The 15,015-nt window shown below is 43.2% G+C and carries 23 protein-coding genes; all 23 read left to right on the top strand.

Annotated features, from left to right (window positions below; translation table 11 throughout):
• Positions 1–10 precede the first annotated feature (10 nt).
• The 23 genes from P6N53_RS07795 to P6N53_RS07685 all read left to right on the top strand — a co-directional run bounded on the left by P6N53_RS07795 (position 11) and on the right by P6N53_RS07685 (position 14,481).
• A complete protein-coding gene (locus P6N53_RS07795) occupies positions 11–451 on the top strand; it encodes a hypothetical protein (protein WP_304542273.1) in 441 nt (146 codons plus the stop codon).
• Between the two features lie 11 nt (positions 452–462).
• Positions 463–633 carry a YqzN/YkzM domain-containing protein gene (locus tag P6N53_RS07790; RefSeq protein WP_304542272.1) on the top strand — a complete coding sequence of 57 codons (171 nt, stop codon included), beginning with the start codon at positions 463–465 and terminating at the stop codon, positions 631–633.
• A 1-nt stretch (position 634) separates the two neighbouring features.
• Positions 635–1,954 carry a phage tail sheath family protein gene (locus P6N53_RS07785; protein WP_304542271.1) on the top strand — a complete coding sequence of 440 codons (1,320 nt, stop codon included), beginning with the start codon at positions 635–637 and terminating at the stop codon, positions 1,952–1,954.
• A gap of 12 nt (positions 1,955–1,966) precedes the next feature.
• Positions 1,967–2,410: a phage tail tube protein gene (locus tag P6N53_RS07780; protein ID WP_304542270.1), complete on the top strand. Its 444-nt coding sequence runs from the start codon at positions 1,967–1,969 to the stop codon at positions 2,408–2,410.
• A gap of 51 nt (positions 2,411–2,461) precedes the next feature.
• Positions 2,462–2,899, top strand: a complete 438-nt coding sequence (locus P6N53_RS07775) for a phage tail assembly chaperone (protein ID WP_304542269.1) — start codon at positions 2,462–2,464, stop codon at positions 2,897–2,899.
• Positions 2,900–3,154: 255 nt separating this feature from the next.
• On the top strand, positions 3,155–3,736 hold the full coding sequence (locus P6N53_RS07770; protein ID WP_304542267.1) for a hypothetical protein: 582 nt from the start codon (positions 3,155–3,157) through the stop codon (positions 3,734–3,736).
• Positions 3,737–4,056: 320 nt separating this feature from the next.
• Positions 4,057–5,382, top strand: coding sequence for a phage tail protein (locus P6N53_RS07765; protein WP_304542266.1), 1,326 nt, complete (start codon positions 4,057–4,059; stop codon positions 5,380–5,382).
• The gene (locus P6N53_RS07760; protein WP_304542264.1) at positions 5,369–6,025 is read left to right on the top strand and encodes a LysM peptidoglycan-binding domain-containing protein; all 657 of its coding nucleotides are present in this window, start codon (positions 5,369–5,371) and stop codon (positions 6,023–6,025) included. Before P6N53_RS07765 ends, P6N53_RS07760 begins: the two co-directional genes overlap by 14 nt.
• A complete protein-coding gene (locus P6N53_RS07755; protein WP_304542263.1) occupies positions 6,022–7,020 on the top strand; it encodes an XkdQ/YqbQ family protein in 999 nt (332 codons plus the stop codon). Before P6N53_RS07760 ends, P6N53_RS07755 begins: the two co-directional genes overlap by 4 nt.
• Positions 7,021–7,026: 6 nt before the next feature.
• Positions 7,027–7,458, top strand: coding sequence for a DUF2577 domain-containing protein (locus P6N53_RS07750; RefSeq protein WP_304542262.1), 432 nt, complete (start codon positions 7,027–7,029; stop codon positions 7,456–7,458).
• 14 nt (positions 7,459–7,472) lie between these two features.
• Complete coding sequence (locus P6N53_RS07745) at positions 7,473–7,874, top strand: DUF2634 domain-containing protein (RefSeq protein ID WP_304542261.1); 402 nt, start codon at positions 7,473–7,475, stop codon at positions 7,872–7,874.
• Positions 7,875–8,915: a baseplate J/gp47 family protein gene (locus P6N53_RS07740; protein WP_304542260.1), complete on the top strand. Its 1,041-nt coding sequence runs from the start codon at positions 7,875–7,877 to the stop codon at positions 8,913–8,915.
• Positions 8,912–9,673 (top strand): putative phage tail protein, encoded by a 762-nt coding sequence (locus P6N53_RS07735; RefSeq protein ID WP_304542259.1) that lies wholly within the window; start codon positions 8,912–8,914, stop codon positions 9,671–9,673. Before P6N53_RS07740 ends, P6N53_RS07735 begins: the two co-directional genes overlap by 4 nt.
• Positions 9,674–9,689: 16 nt before the next feature.
• Positions 9,690–9,947 carry a hypothetical protein gene (locus tag P6N53_RS07730; protein ID WP_304542258.1) on the top strand — a complete coding sequence of 86 codons (258 nt, stop codon included), beginning with the start codon at positions 9,690–9,692 and terminating at the stop codon, positions 9,945–9,947.
• A gap of 16 nt (positions 9,948–9,963) precedes the next feature.
• Positions 9,964–10,893 (top strand): Ig-like domain-containing protein, encoded by a 930-nt coding sequence (locus P6N53_RS07725; RefSeq protein ID WP_304542257.1) that lies wholly within the window; start codon positions 9,964–9,966, stop codon positions 10,891–10,893.
• A gap of 143 nt (positions 10,894–11,036) precedes the next feature.
• The gene (locus P6N53_RS07720) at positions 11,037–11,729 is read left to right on the top strand and encodes a hypothetical protein (protein ID WP_304542256.1); all 693 of its coding nucleotides are present in this window, start codon (positions 11,037–11,039) and stop codon (positions 11,727–11,729) included.
• A 12-nt stretch (positions 11,730–11,741) separates the two neighbouring features.
• Positions 11,742–12,335, top strand: a complete 594-nt coding sequence (locus P6N53_RS07715; RefSeq protein WP_304542255.1) for a hypothetical protein — start codon at positions 11,742–11,744, stop codon at positions 12,333–12,335.
• Positions 12,336–12,349: 14 nt separating this feature from the next.
• Positions 12,350–12,661 carry a hypothetical protein gene (locus tag P6N53_RS07710; protein ID WP_304542254.1) on the top strand — a complete coding sequence of 104 codons (312 nt, stop codon included), beginning with the start codon at positions 12,350–12,352 and terminating at the stop codon, positions 12,659–12,661.
• Between the two features lie 2 nt (positions 12,662–12,663).
• On the top strand, positions 12,664–12,840 hold the full coding sequence (locus P6N53_RS07705; RefSeq protein WP_304542253.1) for a hypothetical protein: 177 nt from the start codon (positions 12,664–12,666) through the stop codon (positions 12,838–12,840).
• Positions 12,841–12,913: 73 nt separating this feature from the next.
• Positions 12,914–13,201, top strand: coding sequence for a hypothetical protein (locus P6N53_RS07700; protein WP_304542252.1), 288 nt, complete (start codon positions 12,914–12,916; stop codon positions 13,199–13,201).
• Between the two features lie 2 nt (positions 13,202–13,203).
• Positions 13,204–13,599 carry a hypothetical protein gene (locus P6N53_RS07695; RefSeq protein WP_304542251.1) on the top strand — a complete coding sequence of 132 codons (396 nt, stop codon included), beginning with the start codon at positions 13,204–13,206 and terminating at the stop codon, positions 13,597–13,599.
• Positions 13,586–14,158: a D-Ala-D-Ala carboxypeptidase family metallohydrolase gene (locus P6N53_RS07690; RefSeq protein WP_304542250.1), complete on the top strand. Its 573-nt coding sequence runs from the start codon at positions 13,586–13,588 to the stop codon at positions 14,156–14,158. Before P6N53_RS07695 ends, P6N53_RS07690 begins: the two co-directional genes overlap by 14 nt.
• On the top strand, positions 14,158–14,481 hold the full coding sequence (locus P6N53_RS07685; protein ID WP_304542249.1) for a hypothetical protein: 324 nt from the start codon (positions 14,158–14,160) through the stop codon (positions 14,479–14,481). The genes P6N53_RS07690 and P6N53_RS07685 overlap by 1 nt, the downstream gene beginning before the upstream one ends.
• Positions 14,482–15,015 lie beyond the last annotated feature (534 nt).

The raw sequence follows: 15,015 nt of genomic DNA, 5'->3' as shown, positions 1-15,015 counted from the left end.
GGGTGGGGATTTGCACCAAGAAGTAGGCTCTATCTTGGGATACTGCTACTCGAAATGGCCGGTGACCGTTTACACCAAGCGGGTACCGCAGAATTTCACAGTTCCGTGCATATATATCCCGCCCCCAGTTGAAAGCGACGGCTCTGACACTGTTAGCACGTTCTTAAAAACATACACCCTGGGAGTAAAGATTTTCCACGTTGACAGTCAACAGGCAGTGGAAAAGGTCCAGGAAATAGCGGATGCTATTCGCGTTGGGCGGTACCTTATTCCAATACTAACCCAAGACGGCAACCAAACGGGGAAGTGTATCCGGATTAAGCGAGCCGATGTTCGCTCAGCTGATGAAGGTGTAGCCATTTTATCTCTAACATGGAATAGTCGATACAAATATGATAAGCCAACCTACGAAAAGATGGGACAGTTAAAACTGAATGAAAACCTTAAGTAAGAGGTGAACACATGGATAAAGAACCTAAATTTGATATTGCTTCTTTACGTAAGCACTGCAAAGAACTGTTTGGTGTTCAGCCAGAAGTTTTTGACGGTGCTTTTCATTTTGTTAAAGGTGAGTTCACCAAGGCAGAGGCAAATAGAAAGATTAAAGACTTCTTGAAGAAAGAGGTGAAGTAACATGCCGGGGGGGACATTTGATCCGGGTGTAGAGAAGGAAAGGGCTGGCTTATATATAAACTTCAAAGCCGCAGCCCTAAACAGGATCACCAGCGGGGAACGCGGTACTGTTGTTATCCCATTAATTACCGACTGGGGACAACACAAGACATTTATTGATATCGAGGAAGAAGGCCAGGTATTCAGTAACTTTGCTCATGATATCAATGATGGGGAAATGCTTCTAATTCGTGAAGCTTTTAAAAATGCCAAATTGGTTAAGGGGTACCGACTTAACGCTGGAACCCCGGCAAGTGCGACAGTAAGTACCATGACAGTCACTTCTCATTATGGAGGAACCAGGGGTAATGATATCATTGTCAAATCTGACGTTAACGTTTTGGACAATGCCAAAAAGGACGTTGAAACATATCTCGACGGCCGACTTGTAGACACTCAAACAGGGGCCAATATCTCCGAGCTGCAACCCAATGCTTATGTTACATTCTCTGGTGACGGGGCAATCCCCGCGACTGCTGGCACTCCGTTAACTGGTGGTACTGATGGAGTCGTTATAAACCAAGATTGGACTGATTTCCTGAGCGCAACCGAAACCCAGTACTTTGATGTACTGGCATACCCAACAACTGACGAGACCCTTAAGGCTAGCTTTGTTACCTTCATTAAGCGCATGCGCGACGATGAAGGTAAGAAAATAGTTGGGGTTGCTCCAGGGCTTGCCGGTGACTATGAAGGAATCATCAATGTTAAAAATGGTGTAAAGTTGAATGATGGAACCATGCTTGAGGCCGTGGATGCGGTCGCCTGGGTAGCAGGAGCCAGTGCCGGGGCTAGCATCACCCAGAGCCTTACTTACAAGGCTTATGACAGCGCTGCTGATGCTAACCCTCGGTATACTAACAGTCAAATTATTGCTGCACTTAAGGCTGGCGAGTTCCTGTTTATACACGACGGTAAAAAAGTAAAAGTCGAGAAGGATATAAATAGCCTTGTTACTTATAGCCAAGACAAGAACAAACGATTTAGCAAAAACAGGGTTATAAGAGTATTGGATGCTATAAACAACGACCTTCAGAGTGAGTTTTCCGAATCCTACATCGGTAAAATTGACAATAATGCGGATGGCCAAGCACTGCTTAAAGATGCAGTTAACCTCTATTTAGAGACCCTAGAAGAGGCAGGGGCAATCAAAGACTTTGATTCTCAGAATGACTTTATAATTGACCCTGTTTTATCTGTTGGTGATAGTGTTTATGCCACCATCGGGGCACAACCGGTGGACAGTATGGAGAAATTCTACTTCACCGTTCGCGTGAGATAGGAGGTGTAACGAGTGACTTTCTTAGCTGAAAACACGATCAGTGGCAAGGAAGGCCGACTTTTTCTTGATGGCGAGGAAATGGCCAACGTTAAGAAAATGGAAGCCACCATCGAGAAAGAAAAAACAGAAAAGAAGATTATGGGTCGCCGGTGGATTAGCAATAAAACTATAGGACTCAAAGGAACCGGCACCATGACTTTGTACAAAGCTACTTCCAAGTTCATCAAGGCTATACTTGAGTATGCCAAAACTGGTAAGGACGTTTATTTTACAGCCCAATCAGTACTGGATGACAAAGGGGCCGAACGAGGAACCGAGCGGGTTACTCTGTACCGGATAAATTTTGACAGTACTATTATTGCTCAACTGGATGTTGATTCTGAAGGATTAGAAGAAGAACTCCCATTTACCTTTGAGGGTGCAGATTTACCCGAGGAACTACTATTAACTTTTTAAGGCGGCCTAGTGCCGCCTCTATTTTATGAACGCCGAGGAAGGAGTTTAAATATGGAAAGAACTATGGAATTTTTCATGAAGGGAAAACGAAAAGAGACCGCCAACGGCTTTGTGGTTGTAACTGAAGCGTTTTTAGACGATAAAGGAAAACCCATCCCTTTTGAGATTCAAGCATTAGACCAGGAAAAAATAGAAGAGATCCAAGAAGAGTGTACTAAACCTGCAATTATTAAAAGAGGTCGAGTAGTTGTGCCTGAAAAAATGGACACTAACCGCTATGTGGCTAGACTCTGCGTAGAATCCCTGGTGTTTCCGAACGTCAAAGATACTCAGCTACTAAAAAGTTACGGAAGGGTAGATCCTGTTGAGCTTTTGAAAAAGGATATACTTCCGATCGGCGGCGAATATGCCGAACTTGCTGAGGCAGTAATGAAAATTAACGGGTTTGATGAGGATGTTAGCAAGTTGATTGAAGAAGCAAAAAACTAATATTATCCGGTGACATGGATGCGGTGTACAGTCACCGGATTTTTCAAAAACATCACATACCACCTCATGAGCTATGGAAGTGGGATATTAGACATAAAGCAATGGCTTATGCTTCTGAGGAAATAGTTATTGAGCAGGAAAAGAAAGAGGAGAGAAAATTAAATATAAAAGGTAGGAAGAACCGCTAAAAACGAATTGCTATGGGGGCTAACAGCCCTCTGTTTTTATGCCCTGCTTCAGGAGGGGAGGTTTCAGATGGCGCGGCTAACTGCTCTTTTTGAGATGAAAGATAAAATCACAAGGCAAGTCGAACGACTGACAAGTAGATTGAGAATTTTGGATAGGGTAAGGGCTATGCCAATAGTTCAGATAAGGGACCAAGCAACATCTGCTATTAGTGGTATAAGAAGTAAGCTTTTAAGCTTACAGGGCTTAGTCGCAACAGTTGGGGTTAGCTTACTAGGTGCAGGGCTATTTGAATCAACCGTAGGTGCAGCAAGCGAGCTTGAAAAACAAAGGATTAGCTTAGAACATTTTATGTCCAAGGGCAATCCCTTATTAGACACATCAAACATAAGAAGAATGACAGATGAATACCTGGATGCGTTAAGACAAAACGCCAACTTAACACCATTTGAGACAGGAGAGGTTGTTGCCGGAGGAACTAGGGCTTTGCAGGTAGCTATGGGTGATCCAAAGGAAGCTTTAAAATTACTCACAATTGCTGAAGATATGGTTGCTTTAAATCCTGGGAAAACATTATCAGATGGCATGGAAGCCATCGCCGATGCTAGAATGGGCGAGTTCGAACGCATAGAATTTTGTGCCGCCGCATAGCAATGTGCGGATGAAAACCCCGTAAATTCGGTGAAAATCTTTTTGCCTACTAGGATTTATTTTAGTGGTTCTGGTTTGTCTTAAATAAAAGCATACCTAGAAAACCACAGGGTAATAAAGACAACACCGAGCCAAGCCACTAGGGAAACCTAGGGAAGGTGTAACGACTAGGGAAAGCCTAAAGCATATGCTATGGCGGTAACTCCCGTCTATTACCAGGAATGGTTTTAGGCATGCGGGGCATCCAACTAATTGGATGATGATATAGTCTGAACTCACAAGAGATTGTGAGAGACAGGCAGAAATGACCTGTCCCTGTCTTGATGGACAGAGTAACAAATTGGAAGGAATTTGGACTCAAATTCTCTGCAGATAAATTTAAACAAGTTGGTTGGGAAGGTTTTCTAGAAGAGACTAATGCTTTATTTGAAGGTGGTGCTGCGAAACTATCACAATCTGCAGCTGGCTTGTGGTCGACCATAAAAGGTGGAATTGGAACTGCCTTTCAAAATTCAGGTGTGGGAGCACTAGAAAAACTAAAACCACAGCTTGAAAGATTCGGTAAGTGGCTTGAAAGTGGAGGCTTTAAGTCCTTAGAGGATGTTGCTACCAACTTTATAACAAAGATTGTGAACGGCTTTATATGGCTCGTTGACCAAGGAAAAATCCTTATTCCCGTTATTGATAAAATAAAAAAAGTTGTGGTGCCAGTCTTTGAAGTAATATCTGAATTTATCACTACAAACAAAGATGCTATTCCGATTATAAAAGGGATAGTTGCTGCGTTATTGCTTATTGGTGGAGCTATTGGAATTATTTCAATTATCACCTCAATTGGAACCGGTTTAGCATTTTTGCTTAGCCCATTAGGGTTAATTACAGTTGCCGTTGGAATACTTTATGCCGCGTGGACCAACAACTGGGGTGGTATGAGGGATAAGGTAATGACTATTTGGGAGCAAATTAAAGTAGCTGGAATAATCATTTTCGGATTCTTGCTGGCATTCTGGACATCGTGGGGAGATAGGGTACTTGGGTTTTTCTCTACCCTTTGGGATATCATCAAGATTGTTGTAGTCGGAGCATTAGAGATTATCGGAAATGTTATTGCCTTTGGTCTTAATCTTATTACAGGGAATTGGCAGAAGGCATGGTACAACATTAAAAGCATTGCCGAAACCGCATGGAATGTAATTTCTGGCATATTTGATTCTATCACCAGCTTCTTCTCTGGTAAAAAAACTATAGACGTAAAGGTTAACCGAGATTTTAATGATCGAACAAGGCAACTAGCTGATGACCTAAAATACTCCGAAAAAGCTGGAAGGATACCTCAATTTGCAACCGGCACCAACTTTGCTCCTGGTGGCGCAGCACTGGTCGGCGAAGAAGGTCCCGAATTGGTCAACCTCCCTCGCGGTAGCCAAGTGCTGCCAGCAAATAAGACCAAAGAGATTTTAAGCTCTTCGGGTAGCATAAATGCTCAGTCTGGCGCCAAGAAGGTACAGATAAACAACCTCTTCGGTAGCGTAACTGTTAAAAATGAAGCCGATGAGGACAGGCTTGTTAGGAAAACTATTAAGGCTATCAAAAAACTAATCGATGAAGAATTAGACACGGGAGGCGGTGTCCTTGCAATCGATTAACCAGTTTTGGCTCAGCTTCAATAACGGAGCTGAGCGTCTACAGCTGCCAGTTAATCCCGGTGAACTGAGCGTAGGAAACGGTTCCCAAAACACCACTGTGAGCGTTAGCAAGTTAGGAGAGGTCAGCATTATTCAGGACCCTACACTAAAAACATTCTCTCTTGCAAGCGAGTTTCCGGCAACCCCTGGCCCCTACTGTGAGTACCAGGATATTCCGGATCCCTGGCAAGCCGTTCAGGTAATTGAGAGGTGGAAAAATAGTGGGATGCCTGTTAGGTTTATCGTTACAGGCACTTCAATAAACTTTGCCGTCACTATCGAGGATTTTTCCTTTAAAGAAGTGGGCGGGGATGTAGGCACCATTTACTATGAGCTATTACTTAAGGAATACAAGTTTATTATACCGCGACAACTTGAAATAGCAGTTGTCAATGGACAACAGGTTTTTTCAGTTCAGGCAAAGCAGTCAAGGCCAGATACAAAACCCCAGGCAAAAACCTACATGGTAAAGCCTGGGGATTCTCTTTGGAAGATTGCTCAACTAGAGATGGGTAATGGATCGAAATGGCCAGAAGTTGCAAAGCTGAATGGAATTAACCCAAAATATATTCTCAGGCCGGGGCAGGTGATTAAGTTGGCATGAGTATTCAAGTGTTGGTTGTTAGACAAGATGGCAGCCTCTACGAATTGCCTGTAGAGTCTGTATCATGGTCTGGGGCCAAGACAAAAGCCCCTAGGCAAATAGACGTGACAATGGTTGCTACTAGTCGAGGTGGACATAACTTTATAGAGCCTCATGAAGGGAACGGCGTTATTTTTCTCTGGAAGGGGCAAGAACTCTTCCGTGGGATCGAGTTCAAGCGAAACCGAAATAAAAGTGGAATAATGGGTTTTACCTCCTACGATAATGCCATCTACCTGGTTAAGAATACAGAAAGCTACGTGTTTGTAGCAAAAAAAGCTAGTGATATTACTAAACGAATCTGCTCTGACTTTCAGATTGCCATCGGTACAATCGTGGACACAGGTTATGTAATTCCATCCCGTGTGTATCCTGGCAAGTCCCTCTATGAAATTATCATGGATGCCCTGTATCTGACCTATAAGCAGACTGGTAAACGGTTTTACCTCTATTCCAAGGATGGCAAGCTGCATCTAATTAATCGGGCGGAAAGCCCTAGGAAGTGGGTCATTGAAGACGGTGTAAACCTGGTAGATTATGAATACGAAAGCTCTATCGAGGATACCTTTACCAGAGTTAAGTTGGAAGCCGGAGAAGAAAAGAAAACTATTATAGCTACGGCCAAGAATGATGAATTAGATAGGCAGTTCGGTATTCTTCAGTATTACGAAAAGGTCAGCGACAAGGTGAACAAAGGTCAACTCCAGGAGAGGGCTAATCAAATCCTTAAAAATAAAGGGAAAGTCAATAAAACCTTCTCCCTAGATAATGTTTTGGGCATTCCTGACTGTATCTCGGGGCAGGCAATTCACGTTATTAGCCAGGACCTTGGCATTAAGAATGGTTACTATATTGAAGAAGATACCCATACCTTTGTTGGCAACGAGCACATCATGATCCTGAAGCTCCAGGAAACTAACGATATCGAAGAAATCAATGCTGGGGAAGAAGGTTAAACAACAATGCTACAGTCAATTCTCAGGGCTGCTCAAGCTGGACAGTCCGCCACTAACCCGGTGCAAATACTGGAGGCCGAGGTTGTTTCTGCGCCACCCAACCTGCAAATTAGACTGAAACAGGATGCAAAAATGATTATTCCCAAGGAGCTTCTGGTTATTGCTGAACACCTCACTAGACATCAGAGGGTAATAACAATTACCCATCAGGAAAATGTTGTTAGACATCTAGGGGATGGTAACGCCAGTGATATGGTAAGTGGTGATGGATTAATCTTTACAGTTAACGATGATGGATCCTCTCCATTGTCTGGGTTTGCATATAGCAACGTATTGATGCAGTATGAGGATGTACTAAAGGTTGGGGATTCTGTAGTGATTGCAAGCTTCCAAGGCGGCCAGAAGTTTCTTATTCTTGACCGATTAGTTACTTACTAAGGTGGTGGGGTTATATGCCGTTAGAACCTTCAATTCAAATACCACAACTGTATCAGGGCACAACTAAACCATCGAAAACTTATGCTCTGGATTTTAAAACTGGGGAAATAAAAGGCAAGGTAGATGGTCGAGATGCGATTAAACAGTTTATACTCAAGGCCATAAAAACAGCTCGTTATAGGCATCTGATTTATTCATCTAACTATGGCTGTGAGATTGAGGAATTAATTGGCCGAGGATTTACTGGACCCTTCATGGAGGCTGAGATAATGCGGGTAACCACAGAGGCTATCATTTATGATGAGCGGATAACCCGGGTGTATGATTTTAAGGTAAGTGCAACTGGTGACCAGGTAGAGGTTATGTTCAGCGTTGAAACACCGGAGGGAGTCTTGAAGATAAATGAGGTGATATAGTTGTTCGAAGATCAGACCTTTGATGCCATTATGCGGCGGATGTTGGCACGGGTGCCAGAAAACCAAGATAAGCGAGAAGGGTCTATTATTTGGGATGCTCTTGCACCGGCCGCCTTAGAATTATCTGAAGCTTATATAATCTTAGATATAGAGCGTCAGCAAACCTTTGCCGAAGATGCAAGGGGTGAAATGTTAGATAAAAGAGTGGCAGATAGGGGGATTACTAGACTTTTAGCTAGTCGTGCAATTAGGGAAGCAGCGTTCAATATCTCGATAGAGGTTAATGAACGTTTTTTTCTTGATGGACTATATTTTAAGGTTATTGAGCCAGGGTATTTGGCAAAAGTTGAGTGTGAAACAGCTGGAACGATTGGCAACACGCAGTTAGAAGGCAGTGAGTTATTGCCGGTATCAACTATAAGTGGATTAACTAGCGCAGTACTAGGGCCGGTACTTGTTCTTGGAACTGATGTAGAAACAGATGAAGCCCTTAGAAAACGCTATTTCAATGAGGTTAAAAATCAAGCCATAGATGGAAATATAGCTCAATATCAGAAATGGGCGAGAGAATATCCTGGTATAGGTCGTGCCAAGATATTTCCCCTTTGGGCAGGAGTCAATACTGTAAAAATCTCAATATTGGATGCGGAGAATAAAGTAGCAAGTGCTGGTCTTATAGCAGATTTTCAGCAGTACATGGACCCTAACTCTGAGGGTTTGGGAAACGGCGTGGCCCCCGTCGGATCAAAGGTCACAATAACTACAGCAACTAGTGTTGATATAAACATCAATGCAGAAGTAGTGTTGGCCGAGGGATATACCGAAGCAAGCGCTGTAGATGAAGCACTGACCACATATCTAAAAGAGTTAGCCTACAAAAAGAATACTGTCAGCTATATAAGTATAGGTGCTGCAATTCTTAATGTGCCTGCAGTTGATCAGGTGCGGGATTTGCTTGTGAACGGAGCGGCAACAGATATCACACTCACATCTGAGCAGATACCAAAATTAAGCACCACAACATGGACAGTGATAGCATGATTGTAAAAGTTACGATAGATGGTCAGGATATCTACCTAGAAGAACAACCTAATGGAACGTGGGAGAAACTTGCAACTGCGCCTACCTATGGCGGGGTGTATCCTATAACGATAACGTTGCTGGCTGATAACGGTTCTGTTACTGTAATTGGGTCAGATGACCCCGAGCTAGGGAAATTGTTACAGTTAATTGTGCAGGGAAAAAGTATCGCTGGCCAACGCATGCTAGAATATCTGCCGAGATTTTTGCAAGATGTACGAGAAATACAAACTATACTCGAAAGCGAAGGTCACGAAATTGACCGACTCAGGGACAATATCCAGCTTGTTATTAATGATGCGTATATTATGAGCGCATCTGAAACCCGGATACAACAATGGGAGCAACGTCTTAAGATTACCTCTGTTGGTAACCTTAACCAGCGTAAAGCGTTTTTACTGGCAACTCTTAGAGGTCAAGGTAAGCTTAATGAGTCTAAAATCAAAACGGTGGTTAACGCCTTTACGGATGGCGATGCAATTGTTACTTTTCAAAACTCTGTGCTTGATATTAAGATTCTTCCTCCCGACAATGGCGATGTTTACTTATTTCCGGATGTTGAAAGAGCTTTAAGGCCCAGGGTACCTGCTCATTTGGGTTTATCAGTTCGCAGGTGGTACTCAACCTGGAATGACATTAAGCTGAACTTTGCAGATTGGTCAATTGTAGCCAGCTATGGTACGTGGCAAAATGTTAAAAATTACATCCCGCCACAATAGGTGGTGATGATGAATATTGATGAAGATTATTGACGTCCAACTGAAAACAAACTACAACTGGGATGATGTAAGGCGGAGGGCACCAACATGGCAAACTGTAAAGAACGAAGGTTCAGACTGGCAACAATTACTTCAAACAACATTAATTAGTCAGCAGGTTAACGTAGAAGTTGATCTTGTAGAAAACGATTGGGCTGGGGTTATGAAGCTTTATCTAACCTGGCAGGAAATAAAATCGACTGTTAGCACTTGGCAAGGTCTAAAAACTTTTTAAGGAAAGGAGGATTCGTATGGCAGTTAATACTGTTAGGGTGCTCATAAACGGAGCATGGGTAACACTTACAAAAAACCAGAGCACGGGAAAGTATGAAGGAACTGTGGCTGCCCCCAACGTAACTAGTTGGAACGTTAATGTAGGACATTATTATCCCGTCACAGTGGAGGCCACAGACCTGGCGGGTAACGTAACTACAGCTGATGATACTCACGCAACCCTTGGCGGTATGTTAAAACTAACAGTCAAAGAGGTAACAAAACCAACCATCAGCATAACGGCTCCCGCAGCCAGCGCCTTTCTTTCAACCAATACACCAGCGATTTCATTGCAACTGAGGGATGAAGCGAATGGATCAGGGGTTAAGATTAGCAGCCTGCAGTTGAAGATTGATGGAGGGGCAGCAATCGGGAATACTGCTGCTGGCATGAGTGTAACAGCTGTGTCAGGTGGTTATAACTGCACTTATACACCACAGATTCCTTTGTCTGATGGAAGCCACACAATCACAGTAACGGTACAGGATAATGATGGCAATACCTCAACAACAGCCAGCAGGACATTTACCGTTGACACAGTTCCACCAAGCCTTAATATTACAAGTCCGGCCGATAATATCTGGCAAAACACTACATCGCTAGTTGTAAGCGGGAGTACAAACGACGCCACCAGTAGCCCGGTAACAGTAACAATTAAGCTAAACGACACAGATCAGGGTGCAGTTACGGTAGAAGCAAACGGCAACTTTAGCAAGGCTCTGACTCTCGTAGAGGGTACCAACACAATCGTTGTTATAGCTACTGACCGGGCAGGAAAGTCCAGCTCAGTAACCCGTACAGTTAATGTAGATATGACAGCGCCGGTAGTGACCAATGTAACCATAACTCCTAATCCAGTAAATGTTGGTCAGTCGTACACTATAACGGTCGAAGTGACCGACATATAGGAGGGGTGCAATTGAAAACGACAACTAACTATGGATTTAAAAAGAGAGAACTCACTGACTTGCCGGATATCACCGCAACAGAGGACAACTGGGACAAAGCCGACACTGAATTAAAGTCCAGAGCCGATGCTCTTACGTCGCATTTGGCCGAAGGTGCGACAGAGGACGATGCGGGGCATGTTGAGTTAGCCACAGTTGCCGAAACTAAAGAGGGAACCGACACAGCAAGAGCTGTACATCCGTTGGGAGTAAGAAACGCGTTAGTAGCGTTTGTGGCAGATGGCACGGTTAATAAATTAGTAACAACAGGGGAGCAGATTTTTCAAAACGTCAGAAGATACCAGAATTCCAGGACACTGCCACCAACTGGTCTTGTTGAAATTGGCAGGTTTTTAATCGCTGGAACCAGCCGACAAATAGATATATATGGAAGGGTACAGCAGCAAACGTCAAGCAGGTTGGCTTTTACCAAATTTGACGCTATTGTAAGAACTTCTACCTCCAACACATACGACGGGCATAGACTGAGACAAGAAATCGTAAGCTCTGACACTGCACAAACGCGCATTCGACTGTTTTATAAGAACGTAGCCCAAGGACTAGAAATTGTTCTTTGTGTGGATAGCACAGGTAGCCAATTCGGTAGTTATGATATATCCGTAGCTGGACGAACACCTGTAGACGCGGACATGAATAGAGCAGGCGAATATACTGCGTTCAACGGTGCGGGATACACTGAAATAACAACCAATATGGGCGGCACTACTCATATATCCACCAATACGCCTGGAAGTAGTGACGGTAACGATGGTGATATGTGGTTTAAGTATGCGTAGGTGGTGGTTGCTGTGAAAACTAAAGTAAACGGACAATGGCGGGATTTTAGTGACGGTTGGGCAAAGGTTAACGGTGTTTGGAGGCAAATAACCGACGCATTTACAAAGGTAGGCGGTTTATGGAAGCCCGTTTATCAGCTTAGTAGTATAGTTCCCTTGTATACGGAGGGAGTAGAAAATGTTCTGTGGGTGCCTGGTTACGCACAGGATGCCGGGGTGCAGTCTAAAGAATCTAACCACCTATATATTGAAGGGGCCGTAGCTAACTTATTCAACACTCAAGGGGAAAGAGCTTATGTGACGGATGCGTTAATTGATTTAACCCATATTAATACCCTCTATATAGATTGGGAGAAAACAGCGACTCCTTATGAGATATATGCAAATACCTATGGTACTTTTGTTGTGTCCACTAATAAAATGGGGGACCGCGAAACCAGAACTGCGTGGTTTACTGACAGAGGAGTCTGGTCAAGGAGAATAAACACAATAAACGTATCTAGTTTAAGTGGTCACTACTATATTAGGGTACACGCAAGAACGGGTGCCAGTCTTGAAGATTACCCGTCAAAAGTAAAAGTGTATAAAGTTTGGGGAGAAAGGTAGGTGTTACGCAGTACATGACTTACTTAAAATACCGTAAGGATAACGGGTATGTAGTCGGGGTATACGACAGTCAACCAGTACATGAGGACGGCTACTTAATAGCACAAGACGACAGCTATAAACCGGGGGATGAATTTGAATTTTATATAGTTGTTACGGAAGTCCGCGATGGCGTCGTGCTGTCTAGTGCTTGTGTTAGACAGGCCCCTCCAGCTGCTTATTTATTGCAAAAACTAACAGAAAAAGATAACAAAATAAAGAATCTCGAAACCCAATTGCAGGTAACACAGGAAGCATTGGACTTTATTATTTTAGGAGGAATGTAAAAGTGGCTGCGTATTTCGCAATGAGAATTGAGACTAAGTATAAGAACGAAGGAGTTTTGTCTGCTCAAAACTACTACAATTCGGTGTTCGTAATGGAAAAATACAAGCCGTTCCAAGCCGACACAGATTTAATCTTAGTTGCGGAAGGATACGGCGATGTAATTCCTGCTGCACAATAGACTTAAAATGCGTAACAACGTTCATCACCTGGACGTTATCTTAATAGAAAAGAATTACCACGGGGGTGGGTAGATGCCACCAGATGAGGTGGGTGTTATAGTCCAATGGCTCAAACGCATTGAAGACGTCATGAATAAGCAACGAGAGGAAAACCGAGAAGACATCAAACGTATACACGAAAGACTTGATCTACAAAGAAATGCTGTAACTCATCAAGAGTGTGAAAAGTACAGGGGGAAGTGCTGTGAACTCCATGACAAGAAAATACAGGCTGCAAAAGGGTATCCAACTTGGGTTGTGGTGCTCTTTTCTATTTGTAGCGGATTGATTGTTTATGTTGTAACTAAAGGAGGGGGGTAGTAGTGGAAAATGTTCTCTCACTAATAATTCCGTTTGTATCCCTGGCCATTCTTTCAGTAATGGTGGATAAGTTTACCCTATTCTTGGAGTGGCTAATGGAAAAAACCCCAGGTTTACCAAACCAACTTGAAAGGCCCATAGCCTATCTACTGGTGTTTGGTATCAGCTTTGTGGTCTGCTGGCGGGGTGACTTCAGCCTATTTCAGTATCTTAATTTTGATTTTTCAAATCCGTGGGAAGGGTGGCTAATGACCGCCCTTGTTTTGTCTGGCGGATCTGCCTTTGTGCGGAGTGGATTTTCAATGGTAGATAACATCCCTCTGAGCGTAACCAGTGCTACAGCTGGCTTGAGGAGAATGTTCATTACGAAGGGAGAGAATAAAGATGAGACTAGGTAGCAAATCAACAGAAGTAATGGAACTGCAGCAGCTCTTAATTAAGGCGGGGTACAGTCCCGGTACTATTGATGGTGTTTTTGGCTCAAAGACAGAGACTGCAGTCAGAGAATTCCAGAGGAAAAACACTCTAATTATTGATGGTATTGCTGGCAGTATTACCATGGCTAAGTTAAGGGAGGTAACCAGTATGCAGCCAACAAAAGCCCAGAACAAACAATTGTCGGCACATTTTAATGAGATGGAATTTGCCTGTAAGGGTACGGGCCTTGTGCATGTAAAGCCGGAACTAGTGAATAAGTTAGAAAAGCTGCGTCAGTTGATTGGCAAACCTATCACCATTACTAGTGGGTATCGGTCTCCAGAGCACAATGCTCGGATTGGTGGCGCTATCAACAGTCGTCACTTGCTTGGACAAGCTGTCGACATAGTGGTACAGGGCATGAATCCCGTGCAAGTTGCTAAATTAGCTGAGCAGGTTGGCTTCAGGGGGATTGGCATCTACGATAAGGATCGTTTCACTCATGTTGACATTGGGCCTTCAAGGAGGTGGAGGCAGTAATGATTGTCTTAGATATTGCATTAGTAAAGGCATTGGTCTTTCTGCTTCTGTTAATCGTGGTTAACGTGATTCTGGGCTGTTGCATAGCTCTTCGTAAAGGGGAGTTGGCCCTGAATGATTTACCTAGGTTCCTCAGGACTGAGGTGCTGCCTTATTATGTGGGAATTCTAGCCCTGGCTTGCATGGCCATGATTGAGGATGTGCAGGCTTATGGCACCCAGCCTTTAGCATGGGCGGCAATTGTAGCTTATGGTACCAGGACTGTATTTGTGGAGATAAAGGGGAAGGTGTTTGTCTTGTTCGGTGTGCCTCCTAATAATTAATGTTAATACCCCGGGTGAGAGCCCGGGGTATTTTTATTTTGGGATAAATTTGCAATGTTGGAATATTAAAGTGTGCTACAAATCTACATGGTAATTAATTTACCAGTATAATGTTAATAGAGAAAAAGGCCACGCTAAGGTGGTCCCTGCACCGGCAAAAGCCGGTTTTATCACCTGATGGATGCTGGCATAATAGAGCATAGTCAACCCTAAAATACCTGAGTCAAGGGCTAAAATACTAGGATGTATCGAATTTTATTAGTAAAGAGGTGATGCCTAATTAAAAAAGAAAAAGAACGTCTTAGTATATTTGTATACTACGAAAGAGGTGACAGTAATAAACTAGCTTGTTTGCTAAGGCTTATTAAGTCTATATTACTGAGAAAAATTATATAAATTGAACGCGGGTGCCAGCCTCGCGTTTTTATTTATAACGATGCCCCGGGTGAGAACCCGGGTTTTTTGTGTTTTTTAAGGACTATAAAACAAGATTTGTAGCTAATTGTTAATAAAGGATAAAACTACAAATACACT

The organism is Desulforamulus aquiferis (assembly GCF_030577015.1).
Taxonomy (GTDB): Bacteria; Bacillota; Desulfotomaculia; order Desulfotomaculales; family Desulfotomaculaceae; genus Desulfotomaculum; species Desulfotomaculum aquiferis.
This window is presented reverse-complemented; position numbering and strand designations above follow the sequence as displayed.

What these genes read in the sequence shown, in the direction of transcription:
- P6N53_RS07700 (WP_304542252.1), top strand. Translation starts at nt 12,914, where the DNA reads ATGCCACCAGATGAGGTGGGTGTTATAGTCCAATGGCTCAAACGCATT.
- P6N53_RS07750 (WP_304542262.1), top strand. Translation starts at nt 7,027, where the DNA reads ATGCTACAGTCAATTCTCAGGGCTGCTCAAGCTGGACAGTCCGCCACT.
- P6N53_RS07770 (WP_304542267.1), top strand. Translation starts at nt 3,155, where the DNA reads ATGGCGCGGCTAACTGCTCTTTTTGAGATGAAAGATAAAATCACAAGG.
- P6N53_RS07735 (WP_304542259.1), top strand. Translation starts at nt 8,912, where the DNA reads ATGATTGTAAAAGTTACGATAGATGGTCAGGATATCTACCTAGAAGAA.
- P6N53_RS07745 (WP_304542261.1), top strand. Translation starts at nt 7,473, where the DNA reads ATGCCGTTAGAACCTTCAATTCAAATACCACAACTGTATCAGGGCACA.
- P6N53_RS07710 (WP_304542254.1), top strand. Translation starts at nt 12,350, where the DNA reads ATGACTTACTTAAAATACCGTAAGGATAACGGGTATGTAGTCGGGGTA.
- P6N53_RS07790 (WP_304542272.1), top strand. Translation starts at nt 463, where the DNA reads ATGGATAAAGAACCTAAATTTGATATTGCTTCTTTACGTAAGCACTGC.
- P6N53_RS07690 (WP_304542250.1), top strand. Translation starts at nt 13,586, where the DNA reads ATGAGACTAGGTAGCAAATCAACAGAAGTAATGGAACTGCAGCAGCTC.
- P6N53_RS07725 (WP_304542257.1), top strand. Translation starts at nt 9,964, where the DNA reads ATGGCAGTTAATACTGTTAGGGTGCTCATAAACGGAGCATGGGTAACA.
- P6N53_RS07685 (WP_304542249.1), top strand. Translation starts at nt 14,158, where the DNA reads ATGATTGTCTTAGATATTGCATTAGTAAAGGCATTGGTCTTTCTGCTT.
- P6N53_RS07755 (WP_304542263.1), top strand. Translation starts at nt 6,022, where the DNA reads ATGAGTATTCAAGTGTTGGTTGTTAGACAAGATGGCAGCCTCTACGAA.
- P6N53_RS07775 (WP_304542269.1), top strand. Translation starts at nt 2,462, where the DNA reads ATGGAAAGAACTATGGAATTTTTCATGAAGGGAAAACGAAAAGAGACC.
- P6N53_RS07785 (WP_304542271.1), top strand. Translation starts at nt 635, where the DNA reads ATGCCGGGGGGGACATTTGATCCGGGTGTAGAGAAGGAAAGGGCTGGC.